Here is a 23,922-nt window from a genome sequence, read left to right as displayed (position 1 = left end):
GTCAGCCGCAGGTCGAACCCTGCGCCGGGCGGTTCGCGAAGCGGTCGGCCAGCCAGGGCTGCCACTGGTCGCCGCCGGATTCGAAGCCGTTGTGATCGCCGGGCAGCACCACGTCGCGCAAGGGAATTCCCTTGCGGCACATGTTCGCCGCCGCGGCATCGGACCAGGCCGTCTCGACGAGTACGTCCCGGTTCGCGCGCAGCAGCAGCGTGGGCACCGTGCTCTGGGACTGCGGCAGCTCGGTGCGTTGCTGGAAGTCGGTGACGACGGCGCGCGCGGCGGCATCGGTGAACCGGGCCTGATCCGGGGTCAGTGTGGCGGCTACGCCGCTGTCGAGCGCGTCGCCGGTGCACCGGGCGGCCAAAGCCGGTGCGGCGGAAAGCAACTGGCCGTGCAGTACCTGGTCGAAGCCGAAATCCGGTCGCTGCGCGCGGATTCCGGACACGACATACGGCAGGACCAGGTACTGGTCCGTGCTCAGGGTTCCGGCATCGATGTTCGACGCGATCGACAGCCGCAGCGCGGGTGAGATCAGCACGTTGGCGACGAGCTGCAGCTCCGGAGCGTAGCGCGGGGCCGACTCGGCGGCCGCCTCGGTCGCGCGGCCGCCCTGCGAAACCCCCAGCAGGGCAACCTGATCCGAGAGCGGCAGCTTCAGGTGGCGCGCCGCGCGGATCGCGTCCAGCACGTTGTGACCCGAACTCGCGGAGTCGAGATACGGTGCGGCACCCGGACCGTCGAGGCCCTGGAAGTTGGTCATGGCGACCGCGTACCCCGCACGCAGCAGCTCCGCCACGGTGGTGGCGGCGCCGAACAGGTTCGGCGAACCGGTCGGGGCGCACCGCGCCGTGACGCCCGCCGTGCCGTGGCCGAAGCCGACCAGTGGCCAGCCGCTCTGCGGCGCCTGTCCCGCGGGCAGGAAGACCGCGCCGGACACTTCGATCGGCTGTCCCGAGGCCGCCGTCGAGAGGTAGCGCAGATAGGTCGCAGTACCGGCGGCGGCGAGCGCGTCGCCGACCATCAGCGGCCGGGTCTCGATCACCTGTCCGGGTTCGCGCGCCGGAGGCTCACTCTTCTCGCTCCCGCAGCCCGTGACCAGCACCAGCGCCGCCAGCACCAGCGCGGCGATCGGTCGCACACATCGAACGGTCATCCGGGCCCCTCGGGGGATTGCCGTCCGCGCCGGGACAACTCCGTCCCGGCTGCCGATCCGGCAGCTGCCTACAGGTCAGAAGATCACTGAGCTATCCGCAGGCTACCCGGTGTGCTCGTGTCCGGTCGGCCGACCCGTGCCCGGGCACCGCTGGAGCGGGTGGACTACGGGCGCGAGCCGGGGTGCCGGGTCTGCGGCCACTGGTGCTGGGGTACGGGGTCGTGGCGGCGACGGCGTTCGGCGCGGCTCTGCGGATCCATGGCCCGCGCGGTCGCGGCGAGCAGTAGCAGCACGATGAGCGCGGCGCCTGCGATGGTTGCCCACAAGAGCATTGTCGTTCCCTCGAATTCTCGGCTGTACAACGATGCGGTCCCGGTCCCCGCACTCCGGCAGCCAACTGGCGCAGATGTTTTCACGGCACGCCCGGGTGCGCGAGCCGACTGCCCACAAAGTGGGAAACCTTTGGCGCCGACACAACCCGGCCGCACCGATGCTGGTGGTGATCACAAAAGGATTTGCCCGCACTGACACACTCGGTGACATGGCTGCTGTCCCCCGCGAACTCGGTAACCGGCAATGGATATTGCGACGTCGTCCCGTAGATGTGGTGCGCGACAGCGACTTCGAGCTGCTGCACGCACCCGTGCCGGAGATCGGCCCGGCCGAAGCGCTGGTGCGGGTGCACTGGCTCGGCATCGACCCGACCCAGCGGGGCTGGCTCAACGACGGCGACAACTACATCGATCCCGTGCCGCTCGACACGGTGATGCGCGGCAGCGGCGTCGGCGAGATCGTCGCGTCGAACCATCCGGACTATCCGGTCGGTGCGTGGGTCGCGGGCATGGTCGGATGGCAGGACTACGCCGTGGCTTCGGGGCAAGGACTGTTCGGGTTGAACATCGTGCCCGGCGGCGTCGACCCCAAGCTGATGTTGAGCCTGTTCGGGGTCACCGGATTGACCGCGTACTTCGGCATGGTCGACATCGGCCGGGCGGGCGCGGGCGACACGGTGGTGGTCAGCGCCGCGGCGGGAGCCACCGGATCTGTCGCGGGGCAGATCGCGAAGGCCCTGGGCTGCAAGGTGATCGGGATCGCGGGCGGACCGCGGAAGTGCGCCTGGCTCACCGAGCGCGCCGGTTTCGACGTCGCCATCGACTACAAGCACGAGAATGTGCGGAAACGCTTGGCCGACACCGCTTCCGCGGGCATCGACGTGTTCTTCGACAGCGTCGGCGGCAGCATCCTGGACGACGGGCTGGCCCATCTCGCGCGGCAGGCCCGGGTGGTGCTGTGCGGCGGCATCGCCTCGGGCTACACCGCCGGCGGCGCGGCGTACGCGTTACGCAACTACCCGGAGTTGATGATGCAGCGCGCGCGGATGGAAGGTTTCATCGTCCTGGACTACGTGGACCGCTTCCCCGAGGCCTTCGGCGCACTGTCCGGATGGCATGCGGCGGGGAAAATCTTCGTAGCCGAGCACATCGTCGACGGTCTCGAAGCCGCGCCCGCGGCGCTGCGCGGTCTGTTCGAAGGGAGCAACATCGGCAAGCAACTCGTCCGGGTCGAATCGGCCTGAACCCGGACCTGCATGATGGGCGCATGCTTCCTACCGACGACCTGGCTCAGGTAGACCGTCGACCCGCCGTGGTCGACACGCCGCTCGGCACCGTCGAGTTCTCCGTCCGGATCGGCTCGGAAGCATTGCCCGCGGAATCGAATGCGCTGTGGCGCTTGCCCAATGGCACACATCTACACCGGTGGCAACAGGCGGCCGCCACGATCGACCTGTTGCTCGGCAGCGTCGACGTGGCGCCGTGGGACGGTGGCGCGCCGATTCCGGTGTGGGCCGGCATCTGGCAGGTGCAGGCGCACGCGACCGTGCCGGGGTTGGTGGTCGTGGCCGAACTGACCGACCTGCCCGCCGACGCGTACGGCGGCCCGGACTCCGGTGAATGCCTCGCGGCGGTGAGTGTCGAGAACGAACATTTCATGGTGTCGATCGGCGGTCCCGACACCGAGTTGCTCGCCATGCAGGCCAAGGACGGCCGGCTGTTTCCCTACCGCTGGGCGCGCCTGCTCCCGAAAGACGACAGCAGCGCCGACTACGGCGTGCGGTACGCGGACCCGGCCCGCGTGGCCTGGCACCTCCCCGACCTGAGCCCCGCCGAAGCGGCCCGCCTGTGCATCGCCACCGCATGGTGCCCCCGCGACGACGACCGCCCCGCCGCCTGGTTCGCCGTCGACATGCCCCTGGACACCGCTTACCTCCACCTGATCACCGACCCGGCCTGACACCGCGCAGGCGGGCCGGTCAGCAGTCCGGCTGGAAGGGGAAGCAGCCCTGCGGGGTACGTGGTGACGGCGCTTCGGTGGTGGGCTCCGAGGTGGGCGGCGGGACTTCGATCGGCAGTTGCGGCGGCGGCTCGGTCACGCTGTGGTTGCCGGTGTCGGGCGGACCCATGGCCGGGCCGGATTTCGCGAAGAGCCAGATGGCGCCGCCGAGGATCAGCACCGCCGCCACGGCCCCGATCGCCAGGAGTAGCGGGCCGCGGTTCGCGCGCGGTTTGGCGGAACCGGTTTTGGCGGACCTGGTTTTGGTGGATTCGGGTTTGCCGACGGGGCGTTTGGCGCGCGCCGCGCCGGTGGTCGACAGCGGCGCCGGGATCGGTTCCGCGGTCGGCGGGGCGTCGGCGGGGCCGGGCAGGGTCGGCGGCGGGCCGGGGGAGACCGGGGGAGCGTGCGTCGGTGCGGGTGGTTTGTCGGCCTCCGCGCTGCGGAACCCCTCCGCGGCCAGCTGGGCGACGGTGACCGCATCGGCGAAGTGCAACGCCGCCAACGCGGCTCGCACCTGTTCGGCGGTCCACGCGATCTCGCGGCGGGCGGTGGTGCGGAACCAACCGCGCAGTTCCCGGAGTTCCCCGGCGAGCACCTCGATCCCCGCGGGCAACGGTCCCCCCGGGTCTGCCGTGACGGCGGTACCGACCTGTGGCAGCACCAGCACCAGGCCGGTGACGTTCGTGTCGATGTCCGCCGCACTCGCCAAATGCTGTGCCAGGCTGTCCATCGCGGCGTGTACCCGCGGGAGCGGGTTCGGGTCGCCCGCCGGAACCCGCACCGGGTCGCCGTCGAAACCCGTCAGCTGCCAGCGCTCTTCGGCGGGACAGCGCAGTGTGCCGCTCTCTTTCAGCAGCATTCCCTCGACTTCGATGACGATGCACGCGTTCGGCGTGATCACCAGCAGATCGGTCGCCGGGCCCTCTGGTAGCGAGTAACCCGAGATCGCAACGCCGGGAATCAAATACGGCCCGGTCCAGGTGTGCAGCCAGTCGATGACGAGCCGTTGCGGCTCCGGCATGTCGTCCCGAGCGCCGTTGAGCACCAGCATGGCGTTGGATCTCCTCGTACCGAGCCCCGAATCACTACCGTCTGAACAGTAACCCGTCCAGCCGCTTTCAATCGGTCCGAGCCGGTTCGATCAGGAGATTGCGGCGATACCGCGCAGCACGAGGTCGATGCCGGTGCTGAATTGTTCCCGATCGTCGTGCTGGCGGGCCTGCTCGGCGATGGCGCGGGTGAACGGGTACTCGTCGGGGTCGAGATTCTCCCAAGCCGTGGCCACGGTGTCGAGGAATCGGGCACGATCCGTGGCGGGGCCGAGGGCGCGGGCGCTGGCGGAGTTCTGGCCGAGCGCGCCGAGGATGTAATGCACGAGCACCGAAGTCGCAGTGAACCAACTGCTTTCGGGTGTGCCGAGGGCACGCACCGGACGGCCGATGCGTTCGAAGAGGCGGGGTGTCACCGGTCCCATCGGGGCGCGGGACAGGTGGAGCGCGAGTTGGGTTGCCAGCCAGGGATGTTCGTCGATCGCGTCGAACAGGCCGAGTGCCACGGCCCGGATCTCGTCCTGCGGTGTGCTCGGCGGGCCGCTCGGCTCGACGGCGAGGGCGGCGGCGACCACGGCCTCGGTGGCGGCGGCGAGTAATTCGTCCTTGTTCGCAACGTGCCAGTAGATCGCGCCCGCGCCGGTGGCGAGCCGCTCGGCTAAGGCCCGGAAGGTCAAGCCGCTCTCGCCGGTGGTGTCGAGCAGGGCCACGGCGGCCTCGACGATCCGCTGCTTCGACAGTGCGTCCGTGCGTCGCTCGGCCCGCTGCTTCTTGGTCGCCACCAGCCCATCTTGACATGCCTGGAACGTTGTTCCAACATGGTCTTATGGAACGGCGTTCCATAAGGCTTGGAAAGGAATCCTCATGACGACACCGGTCACGATCATCGGCGCGGGGCTGGGCGGCCTCACGCTGGCTCGCGTGCTGCACGTGCACGGCATGCCCGCCACGGTCTACGAGGCGGAGGCCTCGCCGACGGCACGCGCGCAGGGCGGGATGCTCGATATTCACGATTACAACGGGCAGATCGCGCTCGCCGCGGCCGGATTGCTGGACGAGTTCCGCGGGCTCGTGCTCGACGGCAGGCAGGCGCTGCGGGTCCTCGACTCGAACGGGACCGTGCTGTTCGAGAAGCCCGACGACGGGTCGGGTGGACGGCCCGAGGTCCAGCGCAGCGACCTGCGGCAGCTGTTGCTCGACTCCTTGCCGTCCGGTGCCGTGCGCTGGGGGCACAAGGTCACCGGCGTGCGCGCCGTCGATCCGGGCGACTACGAGGTGAGCTTCGCGGCGGGAGACCCGATCCGCACGCGCCTGCTGGTCGGCGCGGACGGGGCGTGGTCGAAGGTCCGGTCGCTGCTGTCCCCGGCGGTGCCGGAATATGTCGGCGAGGCGTTCGTCGAGACGTACCTGTTCGAGGCGGACACCCGGCACCCGGTGGCGGCGCGGACGGTCGGCGGCGGGTCGCTGATCGCACCGGGGCCGGCGCGGGAGATCCACGCGCACCGGGAACGGGGCGACACGTTGCACACCTACGTTGTGCTGCGGGAGTCGCTGGAGTGGTTCGCCGACATCGATTTCGCCGACGCCCCCGCGGCCATCGCCCGCGTCGCGCGCGAATTCGACGGGTGGGCACCAGAGCTCACCGCGCTGATCACCGAGGCCGACAGCGTGCCCGTGTTCCGGCCGCACTACATGCTGCCCGGGAAGTTCCGCTGGGAGCGGATGCCGGGAGTGACGCTGCTCGGTGACGCGGCGCATCTCGTAGCCCCCAATGGTGAAGGGGCGAATCTGGCGATGCTCGACGGCGCGGAACTCGGGCAAGCCCTGGCCGCCCACTCCGGCGACATCGAGGCCGCGCTCGCCGAGTACGAGCAGGCCATGTTCGCCCGCAGCACCGCGATCGCGGCCGAGGCCGTCGAATTCTTCGGCGGCATGGTCGGCGACAACCCGGCCGAGGCACTGCGCGATATGTTCCTCGAACAGAGGTGACGGTTGATCGGCGTGCAGCGGATCCGCGGTCACCCGCTGTCGACGCTGCCGATGCTCAAGAGGTAGCCGGTGCGTTCAGAGGTAGCGGTCGGATCGGTGCCTGCGGTTCAGGGCGCGGAACTCGGGCAGGCACGGTTCGCGCTGTAGCGAGGACGTACGTGGCGGTTGCTATCAGGATGAGCGGATAACAGCCGGAGTAGAGCGGGACCAGGGCGTGGATCCACCATTCGGGGGCGTCGCGGGGGAGCATGAAGAATCCGATGCCGATGGGGTGCGGCGCTTCCAATTGGGCTGGGCCGCCCCAATAGTTCCACCACCAGCAGAAGCTGGGAACCAGCACCGCGACGGCGGGCAGGAAACGCCATTTCGTGTGCGCGGTGCGGGCGTGGTGCAAGGTCAGGACGAACAGTGGCACCAACCAGACCCAATGGTGTCCCCACGAGAAAGGGGAAACGCAGGCCGAGGTCATTCCGGTCAGGGTGATCGCGAGTAGTTCGTTGCGCCGGCGGAAAGCGGCGACCGCCGCCGCCATTCCGAGGGCGGCCACCGGAACGGTCACCGCGAGCCACATCCACAGCGGCGGCTGATAGACCGTCGTGGTGCCCAGCGGCGACGAGAAACGTTGCACGTCATAAAATCTCAGCATTTGTGCGAGAAACCCGTTGACGGATTGATTGGCCGGTGAATCGACCAGACCGACGCGACCCGACCGGGTGAACTGCTGCCCCCAGTAACTCCACGAATCGGCCGGCCGCACGAGGAAGCCGATCGCGACGGTAGCCAGCAGGGTCGCGGCGGTGATCCGCCAGGTGCGCCACTGCCGAGTGCCCGCGAGGTAGACCAGGAAGAAGGCCGGGGTCAGCTTGATTCCGGCGGCGATGCCCACGCCGATGCCGCGCGCCGCGGAGCGCGTGCGCGTGAGGTCCCAGAGGACCAGTAACACCAGGAAAACGTTGATCTGGCCGAGCCAGATGGTGGTCCGCACCGGCTCGAACGAGGTGCAGACCACCGCGAGCAGTACCGCGAAAACCCAGGTACGCCGGGTATTCGGATAGCCGAGGGTGCGCAGGCAGCAGCGGACGATCCCGACCAGGGCCGCGAATATCGCGATCCACCAGAGAATTTCGGTCACGCCGAAACTCATGAGCGTGAGCGGCACGAACGCGAGCGCGGCGAACGGGGTGTAGGTGAACTCCATTTCGAAGAACACGGGCCCGGCGTAGAGCCCGCTGCCCTGCAACAGGGCGTCACCGCCCGCTCGGTAGACCCACAGGTCGACATTGTTGCCGAACAGTCCGTAATATCCGTTCCCGATAGGCAGCGCGAACACATGCCAGACCAGCACGACAACGGCGGCAATTGCGCAGAGCGTCAACGTCACGATGCCGACGCCATTGTCCGCGCGGGAAACCTTCTCCTCGACGGCCAACGGTCTAGCGACGCGGAGTGCGGCGGAACGGATACGCTATCGCGGGAAACTGACCTGCCTGCAACAATTCGAGCTCCTATTCCTACGGTGACACACGCTGGGTATTCGTAGTAGAGCCCCGATACTTTAACCGCATCTTCGGCGAGCCGGCTGGACCGGTACTCGAGCAGCGCTCGGCGAGAGCACGCCACACCGCGAAACAGCCCCCTCCGACGAGGTCGGAGGGGGCTGCTCGGCCGGCTACCCAGTCGCCGGCAGCGTGGGTCAGCGGGCGGACGCCGACCCGTCGCTCCGCGGTGTCAGGTCGGCGACCAATCGCTCGGTCAGCGGCGCGGGCACGGCGTGCCGCGCGGCGATGCGCAGCAGTGCACCGCCGATGGCGTCGAGTTCCAGGGGCCGACCGGCCTCGGCGTCGCGCTGCATCGACGACTTGGCCTCCGGCGGGAAAGTGTCGTAGAACCGCAGGGCCGCCTCGACGTCGGCGGGCACGCCCGCCGCCCGGCTCACCGCGGCGATCTCGGTGACGACGTCGACCAGTTCGCCGCGATGCGCGGTGCGCAGCTCGCCGACCGGACACCGGTGCCGCGTACTCAGCAGCGCGAACGGCGCGAGGAAGAACAATTTGCCCCAGAGCATCGCGGCCTCGTCCGGGCGGACCGTGGCCGTTACCCCGGCCTCGTCCAGCATGGCGGCGAGTGCGGTGAGGCGTTCGGACGGCGTTGCGGCACTTGCCAGATCGATCTCCACGAACGGGCTGCCGTGCTCGATGACGCCGGGGGCCACCCGGGTCGAGGCCACTCGGATCACCCCGGGCACAACGAGTTCCGGCCGGTACCGCGCCCGCAGGGCGGCCGGGTGTTCGATGCCGTTGAGCAGCGGCAGCACCAGACCGTCGCCGAGTAGGTCGGGGCAGACCCGTTCGACGGCGTCGCCGAGCACATTCTGTTTCACCGTCACCAGGCACAGGTCGACGGGTTCCCGCAGCTCGGTGTCCGCCTCGGCTTTCGCGGTGAAGTCGCCGAAAAGCGCGCTGCGTACCTGGATTCCGTGTTCGCGCACGGCGTTGGTGGTCGCCTCGCCACCGAGAAAGAGCACGCGGTGCCCGGCCCGCGCCAGCAGCGCGCCCACCAGCCCGCCGACACCGCCGGGGCCGAGTACCGCCACCCGCCATGGCGACATTGTGTTCCTGGTGCCTGGCTGCACTGCGTTCATGGGATCCTTTCGTCGGTCGCGGAGAACCAGATGTCCTCGGCCGCCACGTCGGTGACCCGGTATTTCCCGAGGGCGCTGATCAGCAGCCGCAGTTCCAACTCGAACGCGGACAGCAGGTTCGTCAGTCCATGATCGGCGTTCTCGTCGGCGGCCACCAGGGCGGCCCGCCCCAGGCCGACGGCGGAAGCGCCGAGCGCCAGGCATTTGACGACTCGGGTTCCCTCCCAGCACCTTCCGGAGACCAGCAGGCTGCGGCCCTGCCGGTCGCGCCCCGCGACTCGGTGCAGGCATTCGGCCAAGGGCAGGCCGACATGGTCGAGGAAGCCGTGCGGCGCCCAGCCGGTGCCTGCTTCCGCGCCGTCGACCGTCACGGCGTCGGCGCCCGCCGCCCACGCGACCTCCGCCGCCTCACCCACGTCCCGGGCAGGCGGCAGCTTCACCCAGACGCGGCAGCGCGGATAGTTGTTGCGCATCAACCGGATCTGCTGCCGCAGAATTTCCGGCGTGAATGTGCCGGGGGTGGCACAGCGCAGCATCGGGGCGTCGGCGGTGTCGTAGATGTCCACGATGTCGTACTGGGCCGAAAGATCGGCGGCACGTGCTCTGGGGACGAGGGTCATGCCGCCGACACCCGGCTTCGCGCCTTGCCCTACCTTCAATTCGAACGCCAAACGCCCACTGGCCAGCAGTGGCTCGCTCGACGGGTCGCTGTACACCAGGTTCCACACTTCGGCGTCGGCGTCCTCGGTGCTCTGCTGCACGATCACGCCGCCGGCGTCGTCGGCCGCGCGTTTGGTGTATTCGGTGAGCCGGCGCAGCAGCGAGCTCGGCGCTTCCGCCACCATCCGTCCGTAACCCGATACGGGAACGATGTTTTCGCCGATCACCATCGGCACCCCGGCCGCGCCGGCCTGCGCGGCCACCGCCACGCCCAGATCGCCGTCGGCCACCGCGGTCGAACCGAAGGCCGATATATACACCGGCAACGCCGAGCGCAGGCCGCCGATGGTGGTGCTCAGGTCGACGTCACCGGCCAGCGGCTCGCGGCCGAGGTCGAACAGTTTCTCCTCGCGCAGTGGCACGAAGACCGGCGGCACCAGCCGGGCCCGATCGATCGCATCGATGCTGCCCGCGTGCGGCGCCTCCGCTCGGCCTTGCCCGAACAGCCGGGAGCCGTAGTGCGCGTCGTCGGGAAACACCGCGCCCGCCGCCGCCCGCGCCCGCGCCCGCACCTCGCGCTCGGGAAAACCGGGCGCCGACAGCATGCTCATGGCCTGGGCTCCCCAGGCACCTTGGGGTAGGCGGTGGCCTGCCAGACCGCGTCCAGCCCGGCCAGGAAACGAGTGAACCGCTCCACGCCGAGCCCGAAACCCGCACTGGGCGAAAGACCTTCGCGGGCGAGGGTGAGATACCACTCGTATTTCGCCGGATTCTCACCGGTTTCGCGCATTCGGGTGAGCAGCGTGCGATAGTCCGACTCGCGCTCGCTGCCGCTCATCATCTCGCCGAATCCACCGGGGAAGATCAGGTCGAAATTGCGCAGCATGCCGGGCTCCTCGGGGTTCTCGCTGTCGTAGAAGCCGCGCGAGCCCTTCGGGTAATCGGTGATGAAGAACGGGCGGGTGGCCGCCGCGGAAATGATTTCCTCACCCGCCCAATCGATTTCGGTGTGCTCGCGTTGGTCGTAGCCGAGCTCGCGCAGTTGCTGCACCGCGGCGGTGTGGCGCGTGCGGCCGTAGGGTCCCGCGATCACCTGCTTCAACTGTTCGAGATCGCGGCCGAGCACCTCCAGCTCGGTCTGGGCGTTGCTCAGGACGTATTCCACCGCGTACTTCGTCACGCGCTCGGCCACGTCCATGGCGTCCTCGCGGGATCCGTTCGCGATCTCCACGTCGAGCTGGTGGAACTCCGCGAGGTGGCGGTGGGTCACCGCGGTCTCCAGCGGTTCCAGGCGTACGTTCGGCGCCACGTGGAAGATCTTCTCGAAGGCGAGCAGCGACGCCTGCTTGTAGAGGATGCCGCTGGTCATCAGCTTGTAGCGGTGACCGTAGTAGTCGATGTCCACCTGTTTCGCGCCGCGGGCGCCCGGATCGGTCACCGGGCCGATGATGGGTGGCAGCAGTTCGGTGAAGCCCTCGGCTGTCAAGAATTCCCGCGCGGCCGCCAGGAAACGGGCCTGCACCGTCAGTGCGGCAATGGTTCGTTTCGAGGTGAGATGCGCGCGCGGTAGTGGTAGAGCCGATCTCGCGGGTTCCGTCGTTTCGGGCAAAGTTCCATCCGTTCAATAGTCCGTGCGGGTGTAGCGGAATTATCGGAAAGCGTGCTCGAGCCCCAGCGTCGAGCCGTCGATCCGCGATTGCGCCTTTTATTTACGCCCGTCCCCTCGTGTGCAATTGGTCCGCTATGCGATAACGTATATCCGAATACACGGTAACTGGCGGGAAACTATTGCTTGGAAGCTTTCATAGAACCCCCCGTTCTCTGTGGACTGGCTACATATGCACTGGTCACTGGCCCATTCTCCCCCTGGGAGATCGTCCTGTCCACCCCCCGTCCGGGGGGTCTGGCGCGCAAGATCATTTCCGCTCGAATTGCGGAATCCGAGGTGGCGAGGGTTTCTTGCTTCCCTTTGACAGCCGGTGTGGGCCGAGGTAACTTGGCTTTAACAGGGCCGGGGAGTTGGAATGGGGTGCGACTTCCCTTCGGGAGCATCTGGGGGGTGCAGCTCCGGGTGTGTGAATTCTGAGAGGGTGGACTTGGATCAGTCGTTGTCCGAATTGATGCTGAGCACCTTCTCCAGCCTCCGCTGCGATACCGGAAGAGAATCCCGATAAAAATGAACTACGACCGTACGAACTTTGCTCCGCTGTCTCACACACGTGAGGCCGATCGGGGCGAGTTGAGGTTCCACTGGTGTGCGCCGCTGGACAGCGGGCAGCAAAAAGCCACCGAGAAGTATCGAGTCGGCGAACTCGACTTCGACGGCATGGTCTCCTTCGTGCAGGAGGCCGACGCGCTCGGCGTCGACTCCCTGCTGATGGGCATCGCCGACTACATGCCCGATCCGCTGCCGATGATCGGCGCGCTGGTCCGGGAGACCGAGAACGTCACCTTCATCCTCGCCTACCGCCCCGGCCTGCTGTCGCCGACGCTGTTCACCCAGGTGGTGAACACGATCTCGTGGATGTCGAACGGGCGGATCTCGCTGAACCTGGTCGCCGGCATCTCCCCGGCCGAGCAGGCGGGCTACGGCGATTTCGTCGCGCACGACGGACGGTACGCCCGCACTCAGGAGTTCCTGGAGATCTGCCATCGGTTCTGGCGTGGCGAGAAGCCGCTGACCTACGAGGGCGACCACTACGTCATCAAAGAGGCGGCGCTCGGCCTCGGCTACAAGGACGGCGGCCGGCCCGAGATCTATCTGAGCGGCGCGTCGGGGGTCGCGCAGGAGACTGCCGCCATGTTCGGCGACTGCTGGCTGCGTTACGGCGACACCCCCGAGGGGATGGGCGCCGCGGCAAGGCCGGTGCTGGACAAAGGCATTCGGGTCGGCACCCGGATGCACGTGCTGGCCAGGGAGACCCGGGAGCAGGCGCTCACCGATCTCGCCGCCATGCAGGAGAACCCGGACGAGGCGCACAAGGCGTGGGTCGCCGAGGTTGTCGCGGCCTCGGACTCCGAGGCCGTCAAGACCTCCTTCCGGCTGGCCGAACAGGCCGACGGGGACTGGCTCTCGCCGATGATCTACTCCGGTTTCGTGCCGTATCGCGGCGGGCCCGCGCTGTGTGTGGTCGGCAGTTATCAGGAGGTCGCCGACTACCTCTACGAGTACAAGGCGCACGGGGTCAGCGAGTTCATCTTCTCCGGCTGGCCGACCAGGGACGAGATGCGGATCTTCTACACCCACGTGCTGCCGCTGATCCGGGAACACGAGAGACGGCCGGCATGACGCCGCGAGCGGTGCCGCGGCACAGCGCGCTGTTCGGTACCGGCGTTCTGCTCGGCCTGGTCGCCGAGCAAGTGGTGCTGTTCGCGGTGCCGCTGTTGATCTTTCACGACACCAAGCAGGTGTCCACGCTGGGCTTCGCCTTCGCGCTGGAATGGGCGCCCGCCCTCATCGCCTACCCGTTCGCCGGTCTGCTCGCCGACCGGGACGGCGGGGCCAGGCTGTTCACCCGGGTCGCGGTGCTGCGGGCGCTCATCCTGCTGACCGTCGTGTTCGTCTGCGTCGTCCAGCCCGACTGGATGGTGCCCGCACTGATGTCGGGCGGTGCCTTCCTGTCGGTGTGTGTGGCGCCGATCCGGATGTCGATCGAGCGGATGGTGCCCCAGCTGGCCAAGGACTCCCAGATCGCTACGGTGCAGTCGCTGGTGCAGAACATGGAGTTGCTCGCCATGGCGCTCGGGCCCGCACTGGCGATCGTGGCCGCGGCGTTCCTCGGCAAGCTGTGGCTGCTGCTCGTCGCGGCCGCCGCCTTCGGCATCAGCGCGCTGACCTGGCTGCCGCTGCCTCGCCCGCAGACCCGGCAACGGGTGGAGTGGGCGGCCCGAAAGGTGCTGGCGGAGTTGGCCATCGGATGGCAGCTCATGGTGCGCATCCGGCCGGTCCTGCTGCTCGGCATCCTCAACTTCACCATCAATCTGGTGGTGGGGGTGTTGATCGTGTCGAACGCGGCCCTGGTCACCGACGTCTTCGAAGCGCCCGACTCCGCGTACGGTCTGCTGAACGCGGCGGTCGGCGTCACCGGGCTGCTGAACCTGCTGCTGATGCCCGCGCTGCTGCGCCGTGTCGGCGTGGAACCCATTGGCGCCACCGGGTTCTGGCTGATGTGCGTCGCGTTCCTGATCGCGGCGCTGGCCCCGTCCTACTGGATCTACGCGCCCGCCTTCGTCGCGATGCTCGTCGGCGACGCGCTCTACAACATCTACAACCGCACCCAGCGGGTGAAGGTGATACCCGGCCAACATCTCGGCAAGGTGATGGGGCCGTTCTATCTGCTCAACCTTTTGTCCTATCCGATCGCGGGTCTGCTGATCGGTGGCTTGGGCGCCACCATCGGCCCCCAACGACTTGCGCTGTGGCTGGGCTGCCTGCTCTGCCTGTTCGGCGCGGTATTCCTGCCGTTGACGATGGCCAGCTTCCGTAAAGCACTCCTGGCCCGCGAGAACGCTAACGTCGAGGTCGTGACATGAATGCCACTTTCCGGTGCGTGCTGAGCACCGTCGAATCCGATTCTCATCTCTGGAATCTGGTCTATCTGCAGAAGTTGCTCGAGGAGCACGGCGCCGAGGTGCGCAACCTCGGGACGTGCACGCCGGTGCAGAGCGTGGCCGAGGCCATCCGCGCCGATCGCCCCGATCTGCTGGTCGTGTCGAGCGTCAACGGTCACGGGTTCCACGGTGCCCAGGTACTGCTGTCCGCACTGCGCGAACGCGGACTCGAGGTGCCGTGCGCCATCGGCGGCAAGCTGACCACCGCGGTGTCCGACGACGACCGGGTGCGGCGCGAGCTGCTCGAACTGGGCTACACCGATGTGTTCCTCGGTGACGACGCCATCGATCGCTTCCGGGGTTTCCTGCGTTTCGGTATGGCCCAAGGGTTTTCGGCCTGGCGCGCGGATCGCGCCGTAATCACGCCGTGGGACAGCGAGAACGCGGAAACGCGAGAGGTCTTCTGATGCATATCGTCATCGTCAACCGGTGGCCACGGTTCTTCGACGGGATTCGCTGGGACAACGAACTCACCCGCTACGAGGAGTTCATCGACCACGAAGCGAACCGGGTGAGCTACGTCGTGGACGGTCCCGGTGCCGATGGCGTGCTGATCGATCCGGGCAAGATCGCGTGGCAGGTGCGGGTCGCCGACGTCAACGACGTGGCGGCGCTCGGTGCGGCCGTGCGAGAGATCATCGAGCGGGTCGGCCCGGTGGACGAGCTGATCGCGCTGTCGGAATTCACACTGGAGATCGCGGCCGAAGTCCGTGCGCAACTGGGCATTCCGGGGCCGTCACTGGACGAGGTGGCGGTCTACCGGGACAAGGTCCGAATGAAGCAGGTGCTGGAGAAGGCGGGAATTCCGGTGCCGCGCTTCGCTTCCTGTGTGAGCGCCGAACAGGTGCGCGCGTTCGCGGCCGACCGCGGCTATCCGCTGATCCTCAAGCCGCTCGCCGCCGCCGCCAGCATCGGCGTGCGCCGGGTGGACGACGACGCGGAACTCGAGGCGGCACTGGACGTTCTGGACCTGTCCGGCTACGAGGTCGAGGAGTTCGTCGCGGGCGAGATCTACCATATCGACGGCTTCGCCGACGACCACGCCCACGTCGTGTTCCAGGCCGTCTCCCGGTATATCAACGACTGCTTGTCCTTTGCCCAGGGCGAGCCGTTGGGCTCGGTCCTGCTGCGGTCCTCGCCGCGACGGACCATGCTCGAGGACTTCTGCCAGCAGGTGGTGTCCGCACTCGACCTGCGCCGCTTGCCTTTTCACCTCGAGGTGTTCATCACCCCGGCGGGTGATCCGGTGTTCCTCGAGATCGGCGGACGGGTGGGCGGCGCCGAGGTCCCGCACCTGCTGTACCGGGTGTTCGGGGTGAACCTGTACGAGATGTTCCTGCGGACGCTGGCCGGTGACCCGGTCCCGCAGGTCCCCGACTACGCCGACGCCTCCGGGGGTTGGCTGATCATGCCCAAATCCGAGAAGCACGCCGAGCGGGTGGTGCGCGCGTCCTCGATGCGGGAGCAGGTACCGGCGCTCTGGCGGGAGCTGTTGCCCGCGCCTGGGCAGGTGCTGGCGCCCGGCGGTGCCTACGACGCATTGCATCGCGGGCGATTCATCTTGCTGCACGAGGACGAGCACGTCGTCGAGGCGGGCATCCGGAAGATCATCGAGAACTTCGACTTCGAGGCGGAATCGCTGTGAACAGTGCACATGGTATCGACGATCGGACACGCTACGAGCAGCTGATCGGATTCCTCACCGAGGAGGAGAAACTCGGCGTCGCGGCGGTCGGTGACAAGCTGGTCGAGGCCGCGGGCGGGGTGGACCGCCTCGACGGCTACAAGGTCATGGTCGCCTACGGCGGCGGCAAGGACAGCACCTACGTCGTCGCGTTCGTGCGTGCCGTACAGCTGCATCTGCAACTCGCGCACGGCAGTACGTTCCTGATGCGGGTGGCGAACATGCGCCATGCCGGCGTGGTCGGCGCGGTCATGGAGAACATCGATCGGGTGTATTCGGCGCTGGGTCTGCTGACCGACAAACGGGCCGAACTGCTCACCATCGACCACACCGAGATCCGCCGCTTCCGAGTAGATCTGCCGCTGCCCGACAAGTTGGTGGCGATAAACCGGCTCGACGTGCTGATGAACGGGCACCGCTCGGCGGGCGACGGCCGACCCACCTTCTGCAACAGCTGCAACCTGGCGGTAGCCGACTTCTACGGTCGCGCGGCCTGGTGGCAGGGCGGGGTCGACGCGATCATGACCGGCGACTCGCGCCGGGAACAGGCGTTGTACGCGGCGTGGATTCTGCGGCTGGCCAAGGGAATCGGCATCGACGTACAGCGCAAGGGCATGACGTTCCAGGACCTGCTGCAGGCGCTGCGCGGGGTCGGCGACGCCTACTTCCACGAGCTGTTCGGCGCCGCCGAGCAGGAACCGGCCGAGCGCGAGGTCGCGGTGGGGGATCGCTCGGTGCAGCCGACCTTCGTCTCCATCTACGACCTGGTGAGCTATCGGGTGCACGACCATTGGGACCTGATCGTCGATTTCCTCGGTTTCCGGTTCGACGATCTGGCCTTCAGTTTCACCGAATCCGATTGCGCCAACCCGACTCTCATGGCGCACCTGCGCGGCCTGCGGGTGCAGTACGTGGAGGGCCGCACCTATCAGGCGGGCATCACCGAGTATCTGGAATTCGCCGCGACGATGATGCGCAAGAAGGAGATGCCCGACCAGCTCATCGAGCTGGCCCTCGCCCGCTACGACTCGCCGGAGAAGATCGTGGAACGACGGGAGGTGGCCGCGGCGTTCGCGGAGAAGGCCTTCGGGCTGGGCGAGGACGCGTTGGTCGCGCTGGTCTTCTCGCCGTTCACGAACGAGGGTGCGCGCCTTGCGGAATTCGTCGAACGCTGCCATCCCGAGCGGCTCGGCGACGTACCCGCTCTGCACGCCGTGCTGCGCGGCGAGTCCGGTGACGACCGTGCCGCCGCGTGGCTGACCGAGGTGTCCGGGCTGTCCGTCGCCCATCTGCGCACGCTCTATCGCAGTGCCCTGGTCGATTTCGCGGCCGGGGACACCGTGATGGCCAAGGTGCGCGCGGGTGATCCGCACAAGTCCCAGGTGCACACGGTGGACCCGCGGTCCGGATTGCCGACGCTAGAGCTGATCTCGGGCCGGTGACGTGGCCGGGTACTTCGATCGATTCGTGGCGGACCGGGCCGCGGCCGGGCAGCTGGTGGTCCAGCCGCGCATGGGGTTCGGCAGCCTGTCGGCGATGCGGTCCGGTCTCGCCCGGGTGGCCTACCTGGATTTTCCGGTGATAGGCACGCTCACGCTGGACAGCTACACCCGCGTCGGCGACTACCGGACGCCGCTGGAACGTCTGGCCGCGGGCGAGGAGTTGAACGGGTACCCGCTCGTCTCGCATCCGGTCGCGGAGACCAGGAAGCTGCTCGCCGGACTGTACGGGCCGAACTTCCCGGTCCAGGTGCGCCACGGCACCGCCCTGCCGTTGCGGGTCTTCCAGCGGCTGGTCGAGGTGGGTCTGGACGCGACCGAGGGCGGGCCGGTCTCGTACTGCCTGCCCTACAGCAGGCTGCCGCTGCGGGAAGCCATCGACGCGTGGGCGCAGAGCACCCGGTTCCTCGCGGACGCAACCGAATTCGGCCATATCGAGAGTTTCGGTGGCTGTCTGCTCGGCCAGCTCTGCCCACCCTCGCTGCTGGTGGCGATGGGCGTGCTGGAGGGCTGCTTCTTCCGGCAGCACGGGTTGCGCTACCTGTCGTTCAGCTACGCGCAGGGGACGCTGGCCGAACAGGACCGCGGCGCGCTGCGGGCGCTGCGGACCCTGGCCGCCGAGTACCTCGGCGATGTGACCTGGCACGTCGTGTTCTACACCTATATGGGGCTGTTCCCGCGCACACCCGACGGCGCGAGCCGGTTGATCCGCGACAGCGCCCGGCTGGCCATCGCCACCGGCTGTGAGCGGATGATCGTGAAGACGGTGTCGGAGGCCTGGCAGATCCCGTCGGTGCCCGAGAACATCGCGGCATTGCGCATGGCCGCGGAAGAGGCTGCCGGACCGCTCGATCCGGCCTCCGCGGCCGCGGACATGTACTTCGCCGAGGTGCTCGCCGAGGCGCGCCTGCTCATCGACACGGTGCTCGCTCTGCACGCCGACGTCGGGGAGGCGTTGCTGCGGGCCTTCGCCACCGGGCTGCTCGACGTCCCGTTCTGCCTGCACAACGACAACCTCGGCGCCGCGACCACCGTGCTCGACGAGCAGGGGGCGTTGCGCTGGGGCGAGCTGGGCCGACTTCCGTTGCCGCCCAGTGCCGGTCGTGCCGACCTGGCCCGGCTCGGTTCCGACGCGCTGTACGGGATGCTCGACCACGTCGCGAACAGCTATGACAGCCGCCTGATTCCGTGAACACCCAGATGGGAAGCTCGATGTCCGAAGACAATCCGTCCACCGTGGTCCTGGTGGACGCGTTCTCCACGGGCGCGCTGCTCGCCCTGCAAGCCTGGCACCGGTACCGGCTGATCCACGTCCGGTCCCGGGCCCGGCTGCCCGCGACCTTCTCGGCGAGCCTGCCCGCCGAGTTGTTCGCCGAGGACTTCGCCTATACCGACCACGCCGACGACGTCATGCGCCGGCTCGCCGAACTCGCCCCGATCGCGGTCATCGCGGCCAGCGAGTTCGGCGTGGAAGTGGCCGATGAGATCGCCGCGAAACTGGGCCTGCGCGGCAACGATCCGGCGTTGTCGCATGTGCGGCGGGACAAGTTCCACATGCTGGAGGCGGTCGGCGCGGCGGGGTTGCGCACCGCGCGGCAGCGGCGGACCAGCGAGGTGGCCGACCTGCTGGCCTGGCGGCGCGCGGCCGGGCTCGCACGCATGGTGGTCAAGCCGCTCGACAGCGCGGGCTCCGACGACGTGTTCATCAGCGATACCGAGGCGCAGGTGCGCACCGCGGTCCGCACGATCATCGGCAAGACGAACCTGATGCTGCGGACCAATGCGGCGGTGCTGGCCCAGGAGTATCTGGTGGGGGAGGAGTACATCGTCAATTCCGTCAGCCGCGACGGGATGCACTGGTTCACCGATGCCTGGATCAGCCACAAGAAGACCGTGCGGGACAACCGCAGGATCTACGACTACGAGGATCTGCTCGCGCGGTCGGACCCGCGGTTCGACGAGATCCTCGACTACGTCGTGGGCGTGCTGGACGCGCTGGGCATCGTGAACGGGCCCGCGCACACCGAATTGATCTATACCGCAGCAGGTCCGGTACTGCTGGAGACCGGGGCGCGATTATCCGGCCTGGCCAATCCGCGTGCCCTCGATCGGTGCACCGGGGTGAATCAGGTGGACCTGACGATGGACTGCTACCTCGGCGGCGGCAACGCGCTGGCCACCCAGCCGGCCGTGTACACCCGGCGCGAGCACGCGCGCTGTGTGAATCTCATTGCGCACCGCGAGGTTCCGCTGCCCGCACCCGTGCTCCGGGACGAGCTCGAACGACTGCCCGCGGTGGAGAGCGTGCGGTTCCGGATCGGTGATCAGACGTTGACCAGGCCGACGGTCGATCTCAACTCCTCGCCCGGTGTCGTATTCCTCGTGCACCCGGACGCCGCCGAGATCGAGCGGTGCTATCAGGCGCTACGCCGACTCGAGCACGAGTTGCTGTAGCCGCGTCGCCCCGACCAGGAAAGCAGCAGGTTTCGATGACGAATCCGCAACTCGGGCAGGTCCTGCTGGCCGTCCTGGTGCTGCTGCTGGCGGCCAATCTGCTCGGGCAGCTGTTCCGTAAGCTGCGTCAGCCCAAGGTCGTCGGCGAGATCCTGGCCGGAATCCTGCTCGGGCCAACGGTACTCGGACAGCTCGCGCCCGGCTTTGCGACCGAGCTGTTCGGCACCGACGACGCGGCCAGCAGGGCGGTGCTGCTCGGCTTCCTGTACCACCTCGGCCTGCTCCTGCTGATGTTCGTATCGGGTTGTGCCGCAAAGCATCTGCTGGGATCGCAGAACCGCAGGGCCACCGCCTGGATTCTGGGCATCGGCACCCCGCTGCCGTTCTTTCTCGCGCTCGGCGCCGCACCGCTGCTGCCACTCGACGCGTTCACCGGCACCGCGGGCAGTGCGCACGCGGTGGTGCTCGTCTTCGCGGCCGCCACGGCGGTGACCTCGATTCCGGTGATCACCAAGATCTTCTATGACCTGGGCATCCTGCACACCCGGTTCGCCAGCCTGCAACTCGGCTCCGCGGTACTCGAGGACATCGCCCTGTGGGGCGTGCTGTCCGTGGCCACCGCGATCGCTTCGGCGAGTTCGATGTCCGCCGGCGGTGACCTGGCCGCCACCATCGGCGAGCACATGGCGGTGAACGCCTGCTTCGTGCTGCTGGCGCTCACCGTCATGCCCGCGGTGTTGCGCAAACTCTCGCGCGCCGGATGGAACGTGGTGGCGCGCAATTCGCCCATCGCATGGATGCTCGTCGTGTTCCTGGGCTACGTTTCGCTCGCGGCGGCGCTGGACGTGACGCTCGCCTTCGCCGCCCTGCTGGCCGGATTCGGCGTCATGGGCGGGATGAAAGGTACAGAGCAGGAACGGTTTCAGGCACCCATGCACGCGCTCGGCGAGGTGGCGGGGCATTTCTTCGTCCCGCTCTACTTCGCCATCGTCGGCTACCGGCTCGACCTGACCAAGACCTTCGACCCGCTCATGCTCGCGGGGTTCCTGCTCGGCACCTCACTGGTGGTGTTCCTGTCCGTCGGTCTCGGGGCCAAGCTGGCCGGGATGAACCGGCTCGACATCGTCAATCTCGCGATCACGCAGAACGCGCGCGGCGGACCGGGCATCGTCATGGCCTCCGTCGCCTTCGACGCGGGCATCATCAACGCCACCTTCTACACGACACTGGTCCTCACCGCCGTCCTCACCTCGCAGGCCTGCGGTTTCTGGCTGGACCACGTGCTGCGTAGAGGCTGGCCGCTGCTCTCGGGCGACGATTTGCGCCGCCGCGGCATCGAACCCGTACGTGAGGAACTGCCGCAGCGCGCCGCGTCCGGAGGCGGCTAGCCGATCGCCATGACGACGAGGCCGATCGCCACCGCGGCGAAGACCGCGACGATCAACGCCCCCGCGACGATGGCCGCGATGCCGGTGATCGGGAATCGGTTCCGGGTGCGTGGCTCAGGGGCCGAGAGCCCGGAGGTCTGCGGTGTGTCCGGGGGTGTGGTGCCCGGCGCGACGCCGCCGCCCGGCTCCAGGCCGGGGGTCTTGGCGGGATCGGGATCCATCGAAACCATGCTCGTTCCTTTCCTCAATCCGGCGGCTCCTGCGCGTCCTCGGGGACCGCGCCCGGGATATTGGCCGGAAGATCGTCGGTGCCGTCGTAACTACCTGGACCGAGATCGGCGGCCGCGCGCCGGGGCGCCTCGGACGGCTGCGGGGCGGCGCCGGTACCGGCGAGACCGCCGGCGTTTTCGTCGCCGGAATCGGTGTTGTCGAGTGCGTCGATCGCGTCGCTCAGTTCCGCGCGCAGGCGATCGGTGGCGGCTTGATCACCCGCGTTCTCCGCGGTCGTGATGTCCTGGCGGAGCTGGGCGATGACGTCGTGGCTGACCATGATCCTCCTCGCTTGTCGGGTTGGGCACAGTCACGCGCTACCCGGCCCGCGCCGCGGCAATCGGCAGGTTCAGGAAAAGTCGTGTGATCGCGATCATGCGCGCGGCGCCGGACCCGCACCTGTTTGACGGCAGCCCACCGGGTAGTGCCTGAACAGGCGGCGAAGTAGCCGCTTCGACGGGAGGTGAGCACGGTGCGGACCGAGGATGTCGAGAAGCGGTGGACCGACGAAGGTACGTTCCGCCAGGCCGCGGCCTATGTGCTGGCGGTGCTGGGGGTGGCGGCGGCGGTGTTCGTGGTGACGACGGTGTGGGCGGCGAATCGGGCGGCCTGTGCGGCCGCGGCGAGTACGTTGTGTGACACGCCGGCCAAGACCGCGGTGCTGGCCGGTCCCGCCGCGGTAGTTCTGCTCGGTGGCATCGGCGCCTTCATCCGGACGTATCAGCAGTGGCGGCGCGGCCGGAACTGGCCGATCTGGCAGGGTGCGGGATGGTTCCTGTTCGTGCTCATGACCGTCTTCCTGAGCATCGGCGGCGGTGCCGTCGCGAGTTGAGCGGCCCGCTCAGCTGTGCACGCGCGCTGCGACCGCGAGCCGGACATTCGCGCGCTGCAAGGCCGCTCGGGCTTCGTCATCCGAGCGATCGTCGGTCAGCCGCTGGGCCGCGTCGGTCTGCGCGGTGCGCGCGCGGACCACGTCGATCCGTTCCGCGAACTCCAATCCCTGTGCCGTCAAACGGATCTCGTCGTCGATCGCGCGTAGCTCGCCACCGTGCAGCGCCGCCAGCCACTCCCGCGCGCCCGCCCGCACCGTGAGCACCCCGATGTCGAGAGCCACGTCCATCCGGTCGTGGCCCGGCTCGAGCACCTGGACGCCGTCGACGGTGGGCACTCGCACCCGGTCGGCACTGAACACGAATTCCCGATAGCCGGGCACCTCCAGGACGACCGCCAGACCACGGGCGGTGCGCAACCGCGTGTCGCGGCCGGAACTTCGTTGCATTGCTGACCTCCTATCAATGTCCGACGGCTGTGCTGTCGACGGGTGTGCGAACCAGCTCCCAGCGCTGCGCCGCGTCGTCGTAGGCGATGTGCCCGGCGGCGGCGAAGCCGTCGAGCCAGCCCCGCATCGGCCAGCGCGACCAGCGACGATGGAAAGTTGTTGCGTTGACGAGTATTTCGTCGAGGTGCTCGATCGGCGGGTCCGAGACCGGGTGGTGTTGATGATAGGCGTCCGCGCCGCCCACCCAGCGCAGGCGCGCGCCCACGGCCGCCGCCTTGTAGGCGAAGTCGGTGTCTTCGCCGCCGTAACCCCGGTAGCGGGTGCAGAAGCCGCCCACCCGGCGCCAGGTCTCGGCGGTGACGGCGAACGAGAGCGACCAGAAGAGGTCGAAATCCGTGCTGTCGGCGTGGGTCCGCGCCGGTGGGTCCGGTCGCGCCGGATGCGGGTCGCGCTGCCGGTGCAGCGCGGACAGGTCGTAGCCGCCGGGCGGGGCGGGCGGCAGGTAGGTCACGGGGCCGCACAGCAGCCGCGGCTCGGCGTCCGCCGCGGCCTGGTAGCGGCCGAGCAGGCCGGGGCTCGGAATGCAGTCCACGTCGAGGAAGACCAGCAGTTCCGCGCCCCGCGCGAGTGCCGTCCTGGCGCCCAGATTGCGTGCCCGGGCCAGGGGCAGCCGGGGCGGCTCCCCGTCCAGCCAGACGCCGTGCGCGCCGTGTCGCCGGGCGAGGTCGAGGACGGCGGGATCGCCCATCGCCACCACGATGTGCTCGTCCGGCTGTGCGCCGCTCGCGGCGAGACCGCGAAACTGGTTGCGCAGGTGGCCGGTTCGTCCCGCCGCCAGGGTGATGACGGTGGTCGGGGGAGTCATGCCGCGGCCCGCGCGGCGGTGCGGGCCACCCGGTCGATGACGGCGG

At 68.4% G+C, this 23,922-nt stretch carries 24 protein-coding genes; 12 read left to right on the top strand and 12 right to left on the bottom strand.

The genetic code is table 11. The annotated features are described in order from the left end of the window. Position 1: 1 nt before the first annotated feature. Both TY25_RS04515 and TY25_RS42405 read right to left on the bottom strand, forming a co-directional pair. On the bottom strand, positions 2-1,153 hold the full coding sequence (locus TY25_RS04515; RefSeq protein WP_042254294.1) for a lipase family protein: 1,152 nt from the start codon (positions 1,151-1,153) through the stop codon (positions 2-4). 164 nt (positions 1,154-1,317) lie between these two features. Then, a complete protein-coding gene (locus TY25_RS42405; protein WP_156055043.1) occupies positions 1,318-1,485 on the bottom strand; it encodes a hypothetical protein in 168 nt (55 codons plus the stop codon). 209 nt (positions 1,486-1,694) lie between these two features. On the opposite strand from TY25_RS42405, the gene TY25_RS04510 reads away from it, so the two are divergent. Further along, a complete protein-coding gene (locus TY25_RS04510; RefSeq protein WP_042254375.1) occupies positions 1,695-2,729 on the top strand; it encodes an NADP-dependent oxidoreductase in 1,035 nt (344 codons plus the stop codon). A 23-nt stretch (positions 2,730-2,752) separates the two neighbouring features. Beyond that, positions 2,753-3,445, top strand: a complete 693-nt coding sequence (locus TY25_RS04505; RefSeq protein WP_146154006.1) for a hypothetical protein — start codon at positions 2,753-2,755, stop codon at positions 3,443-3,445. A gap of 19 nt (positions 3,446-3,464) precedes the next feature. Here TY25_RS04505 and TY25_RS04500 read toward each other — a convergent pair whose 3' ends face one another. Both TY25_RS04500 and TY25_RS04495 read right to left on the bottom strand, forming a co-directional pair. Further along, a complete protein-coding gene (locus tag TY25_RS04500) occupies positions 3,465-4,538 on the bottom strand; it encodes a nuclease-related domain-containing protein (RefSeq protein ID WP_042254292.1) in 1,074 nt (357 codons plus the stop codon). A 90-nt stretch (positions 4,539-4,628) separates the two neighbouring features. Beyond that, positions 4,629-5,318, bottom strand: coding sequence for a TetR/AcrR family transcriptional regulator (locus TY25_RS04495; protein WP_042254291.1), 690 nt, complete (start codon positions 5,316-5,318; stop codon positions 4,629-4,631). Positions 5,319-5,400: 82 nt separating this feature from the next. Here TY25_RS04495 and TY25_RS04490 point away from each other — a divergent pair, with 82 nt between their 5' ends. After that, a complete protein-coding gene (locus TY25_RS04490; RefSeq protein WP_042254290.1) occupies positions 5,401-6,525 on the top strand; it encodes an FAD-dependent oxidoreductase in 1,125 nt (374 codons plus the stop codon). Between the two features lie 55 nt (positions 6,526-6,580). On the opposite strand, the gene TY25_RS04485 is transcribed toward TY25_RS04490, so the two are convergent. The 4 genes from TY25_RS04485 to TY25_RS04470 form a co-directional block, all read right to left on the bottom strand. Continuing rightward, positions 6,581-7,954: a glycosyltransferase 87 family protein gene (locus tag TY25_RS04485; RefSeq protein WP_052382793.1), complete on the bottom strand. Its 1,374-nt coding sequence runs from the start codon at positions 7,952-7,954 to the stop codon at positions 6,581-6,583. Between the two features lie 264 nt (positions 7,955-8,218). After that, on the bottom strand, positions 8,219-9,133 hold the full coding sequence (locus TY25_RS04480) for a ketopantoate reductase family protein (RefSeq protein ID WP_042254289.1): 915 nt from the start codon (positions 9,131-9,133) through the stop codon (positions 8,219-8,221). Positions 9,134-9,162: 29 nt separating this feature from the next. After that, positions 9,163-10,437: a glutamate synthase-related protein gene (locus tag TY25_RS04475; protein ID WP_042254288.1), complete on the bottom strand. Its 1,275-nt coding sequence runs from the start codon at positions 10,435-10,437 to the stop codon at positions 9,163-9,165. Then, positions 10,434-11,435, bottom strand: a complete 1,002-nt coding sequence (locus TY25_RS04470) for an asparagine synthetase A (protein WP_042254287.1) — start codon at positions 11,433-11,435, stop codon at positions 10,434-10,436. The genes TY25_RS04475 and TY25_RS04470 overlap by 4 nt, the downstream gene beginning before the upstream one ends. 630 nt (positions 11,436-12,065) lie before the next feature. On the opposite strand from TY25_RS04470, the gene TY25_RS04465 reads away from it, so the two are divergent. Genes TY25_RS04465 through TY25_RS04430 form a run of 8 tightly spaced genes read left to right on the top strand, consistent with a single transcriptional unit; the run spans position 12,066 to position 21,462 of the window. Further along, entirely contained in the window at positions 12,066-13,115 is a 1,050-nt protein-coding gene (locus TY25_RS04465) for an LLM class flavin-dependent oxidoreductase (protein ID WP_042254373.1), read from the top strand. Next, positions 13,112-14,359, top strand: a complete 1,248-nt coding sequence (locus TY25_RS04460; protein WP_042254286.1) for an MFS transporter — start codon at positions 13,112-13,114, stop codon at positions 14,357-14,359. The genes TY25_RS04465 and TY25_RS04460 overlap by 4 nt, the downstream gene beginning before the upstream one ends. After that, positions 14,356-14,844, top strand: a complete 489-nt coding sequence (locus tag TY25_RS40335) for a cobalamin B12-binding domain-containing protein (RefSeq protein ID WP_014983910.1) — start codon at positions 14,356-14,358, stop codon at positions 14,842-14,844. The genes TY25_RS04460 and TY25_RS40335 overlap by 4 nt, the downstream gene beginning before the upstream one ends. Continuing rightward, on the top strand, positions 14,844-16,082 hold the full coding sequence (locus TY25_RS04450) for an ATP-grasp domain-containing protein (RefSeq protein WP_042254285.1): 1,239 nt from the start codon (positions 14,844-14,846) through the stop codon (positions 16,080-16,082). Before TY25_RS40335 ends, TY25_RS04450 begins: the two co-directional genes overlap by 1 nt. Beyond that, on the top strand, positions 16,079-17,563 hold the full coding sequence (locus tag TY25_RS04445) for a hypothetical protein (RefSeq protein ID WP_042254284.1): 1,485 nt from the start codon (positions 16,079-16,081) through the stop codon (positions 17,561-17,563). The genes TY25_RS04450 and TY25_RS04445 overlap by 4 nt, the downstream gene beginning before the upstream one ends. A 1-nt stretch (position 17,564) precedes the next feature. Then, complete coding sequence (locus tag TY25_RS04440) at positions 17,565-18,812, top strand: methylaspartate mutase (RefSeq protein WP_042254283.1); 1,248 nt, start codon at positions 17,565-17,567, stop codon at positions 18,810-18,812. A 20-nt stretch (positions 18,813-18,832) separates the two neighbouring features. Next, positions 18,833-20,074, top strand: a complete 1,242-nt coding sequence (locus TY25_RS04435; RefSeq protein ID WP_169744319.1) for an argininosuccinate lyase 2 — start codon at positions 18,833-18,835, stop codon at positions 20,072-20,074. Between the two features lie 35 nt (positions 20,075-20,109). Next, positions 20,110-21,462, top strand: coding sequence for a cation:proton antiporter (locus TY25_RS04430; RefSeq protein ID WP_042254282.1), 1,353 nt, complete (start codon positions 20,110-20,112; stop codon positions 21,460-21,462). Here TY25_RS04430 and TY25_RS04425 read toward each other — a convergent pair. Beyond that, positions 21,459-21,692, bottom strand: a complete 234-nt coding sequence (locus TY25_RS04425; protein ID WP_042254281.1) for a DUF6480 family protein — start codon at positions 21,690-21,692, stop codon at positions 21,459-21,461. The two genes, TY25_RS04430 and TY25_RS04425, sit on opposite strands and share 4 nt — an antisense overlap. Before the next feature lie 14 nt (positions 21,693-21,706). Then, on the bottom strand, positions 21,707-22,012 hold the full coding sequence (locus TY25_RS04420) for a hypothetical protein (RefSeq protein ID WP_042254280.1): 306 nt from the start codon (positions 22,010-22,012) through the stop codon (positions 21,707-21,709). A 192-nt stretch (positions 22,013-22,204) separates the two neighbouring features. Between TY25_RS04420 and TY25_RS04415 the strand changes: the two genes are divergently transcribed. Beyond that, entirely contained in the window at positions 22,205-22,564 is a 360-nt protein-coding gene (locus TY25_RS04415; RefSeq protein WP_042254369.1) for a hypothetical protein, read from the top strand. 9 nt (positions 22,565-22,573) lie between these two features. On the opposite strand, the gene TY25_RS40330 is transcribed toward TY25_RS04415, so the two are convergent. Both TY25_RS40330 and TY25_RS04405 read right to left on the bottom strand, forming a co-directional pair. Beyond that, on the bottom strand, positions 22,574-23,011 hold the full coding sequence (locus TY25_RS40330; protein WP_052382792.1) for a F0F1 ATP synthase subunit delta/epsilon: 438 nt from the start codon (positions 23,009-23,011) through the stop codon (positions 22,574-22,576). A 13-nt stretch (positions 23,012-23,024) separates the two neighbouring features. Next, positions 23,025-23,876, bottom strand: a complete 852-nt coding sequence (locus TY25_RS04405) for a glycosyltransferase family 2 protein (protein ID WP_042254279.1) — start codon at positions 23,874-23,876, stop codon at positions 23,025-23,027. Positions 23,877-23,922 lie beyond the last annotated feature (46 nt).

The sequence above is a fragment of the Nocardia brasiliensis NBRC 14402 genome, assembly GCF_000308475.2.
Taxonomy (GTDB): domain Bacteria; phylum Actinomycetota; class Actinomycetes; order Mycobacteriales; family Mycobacteriaceae; genus Nocardia; species Nocardia brasiliensis.
This window is presented reverse-complemented; position numbering and strand designations above follow the sequence as displayed.

What these genes read in the sequence shown, in the direction of transcription:
- TY25_RS40330 (WP_052382792.1), bottom strand. Translation starts at nt 23,011, where the DNA reads ATGCAACGAAGTTCCGGCCGCGACACGCGGTTGCGCACCGCCCGTGGT.
- TY25_RS04420 (WP_042254280.1), bottom strand. Translation starts at nt 22,012, where the DNA reads ATGGTCAGCCACGACGTCATCGCCCAGCTCCGCCAGGACATCACGACC.
- TY25_RS04515 (WP_042254294.1), bottom strand. Translation starts at nt 1,153, where the DNA reads ATGACCGTTCGATGTGTGCGACCGATCGCCGCGCTGGTGCTGGCGGCG.
- TY25_RS04460 (WP_042254286.1), top strand. Translation starts at nt 13,112, where the DNA reads ATGACGCCGCGAGCGGTGCCGCGGCACAGCGCGCTGTTCGGTACCGGC.
- TY25_RS04510 (WP_042254375.1), top strand. Translation starts at nt 1,695, where the DNA reads ATGGCTGCTGTCCCCCGCGAACTCGGTAACCGGCAATGGATATTGCGA.
- TY25_RS04430 (WP_042254282.1), top strand. Translation starts at nt 20,110, where the DNA reads ATGACGAATCCGCAACTCGGGCAGGTCCTGCTGGCCGTCCTGGTGCTG.
- TY25_RS04505 (WP_146154006.1), top strand. Translation starts at nt 2,753, where the DNA reads ATGCTTCCTACCGACGACCTGGCTCAGGTAGACCGTCGACCCGCCGTG.
- TY25_RS40335 (WP_014983910.1), top strand. Translation starts at nt 14,356, where the DNA reads ATGAATGCCACTTTCCGGTGCGTGCTGAGCACCGTCGAATCCGATTCT.
- TY25_RS04490 (WP_042254290.1), top strand. Translation starts at nt 5,401, where the DNA reads ATGACGACACCGGTCACGATCATCGGCGCGGGGCTGGGCGGCCTCACG.
- TY25_RS04435 (WP_169744319.1), top strand. Translation starts at nt 18,833, where the DNA reads ATGTCCGAAGACAATCCGTCCACCGTGGTCCTGGTGGACGCGTTCTCC.
- TY25_RS04500 (WP_042254292.1), bottom strand. Translation starts at nt 4,538, where the DNA reads ATGCTGGTGCTCAACGGCGCTCGGGACGACATGCCGGAGCCGCAACGG.
- TY25_RS04475 (WP_042254288.1), bottom strand. Translation starts at nt 10,437, where the DNA reads ATGAGCATGCTGTCGGCGCCCGGTTTTCCCGAGCGCGAGGTGCGGGCG.
- TY25_RS42405 (WP_156055043.1), bottom strand. Translation starts at nt 1,485, where the DNA reads ATGCTCTTGTGGGCAACCATCGCAGGCGCCGCGCTCATCGTGCTGCTA.
- TY25_RS04405 (WP_042254279.1), bottom strand. Translation starts at nt 23,876, where the DNA reads ATGACTCCCCCGACCACCGTCATCACCCTGGCGGCGGGACGAACCGGC.
- TY25_RS04450 (WP_042254285.1), top strand. Translation starts at nt 14,844, where the DNA reads ATGCATATCGTCATCGTCAACCGGTGGCCACGGTTCTTCGACGGGATT.
- TY25_RS04425 (WP_042254281.1), bottom strand. Translation starts at nt 21,692, where the DNA reads ATGGTTTCGATGGATCCCGATCCCGCCAAGACCCCCGGCCTGGAGCCG.
- TY25_RS04480 (WP_042254289.1), bottom strand. Translation starts at nt 9,133, where the DNA reads ATGTCGCCATGGCGGGTGGCGGTACTCGGCCCCGGCGGTGTCGGCGGG.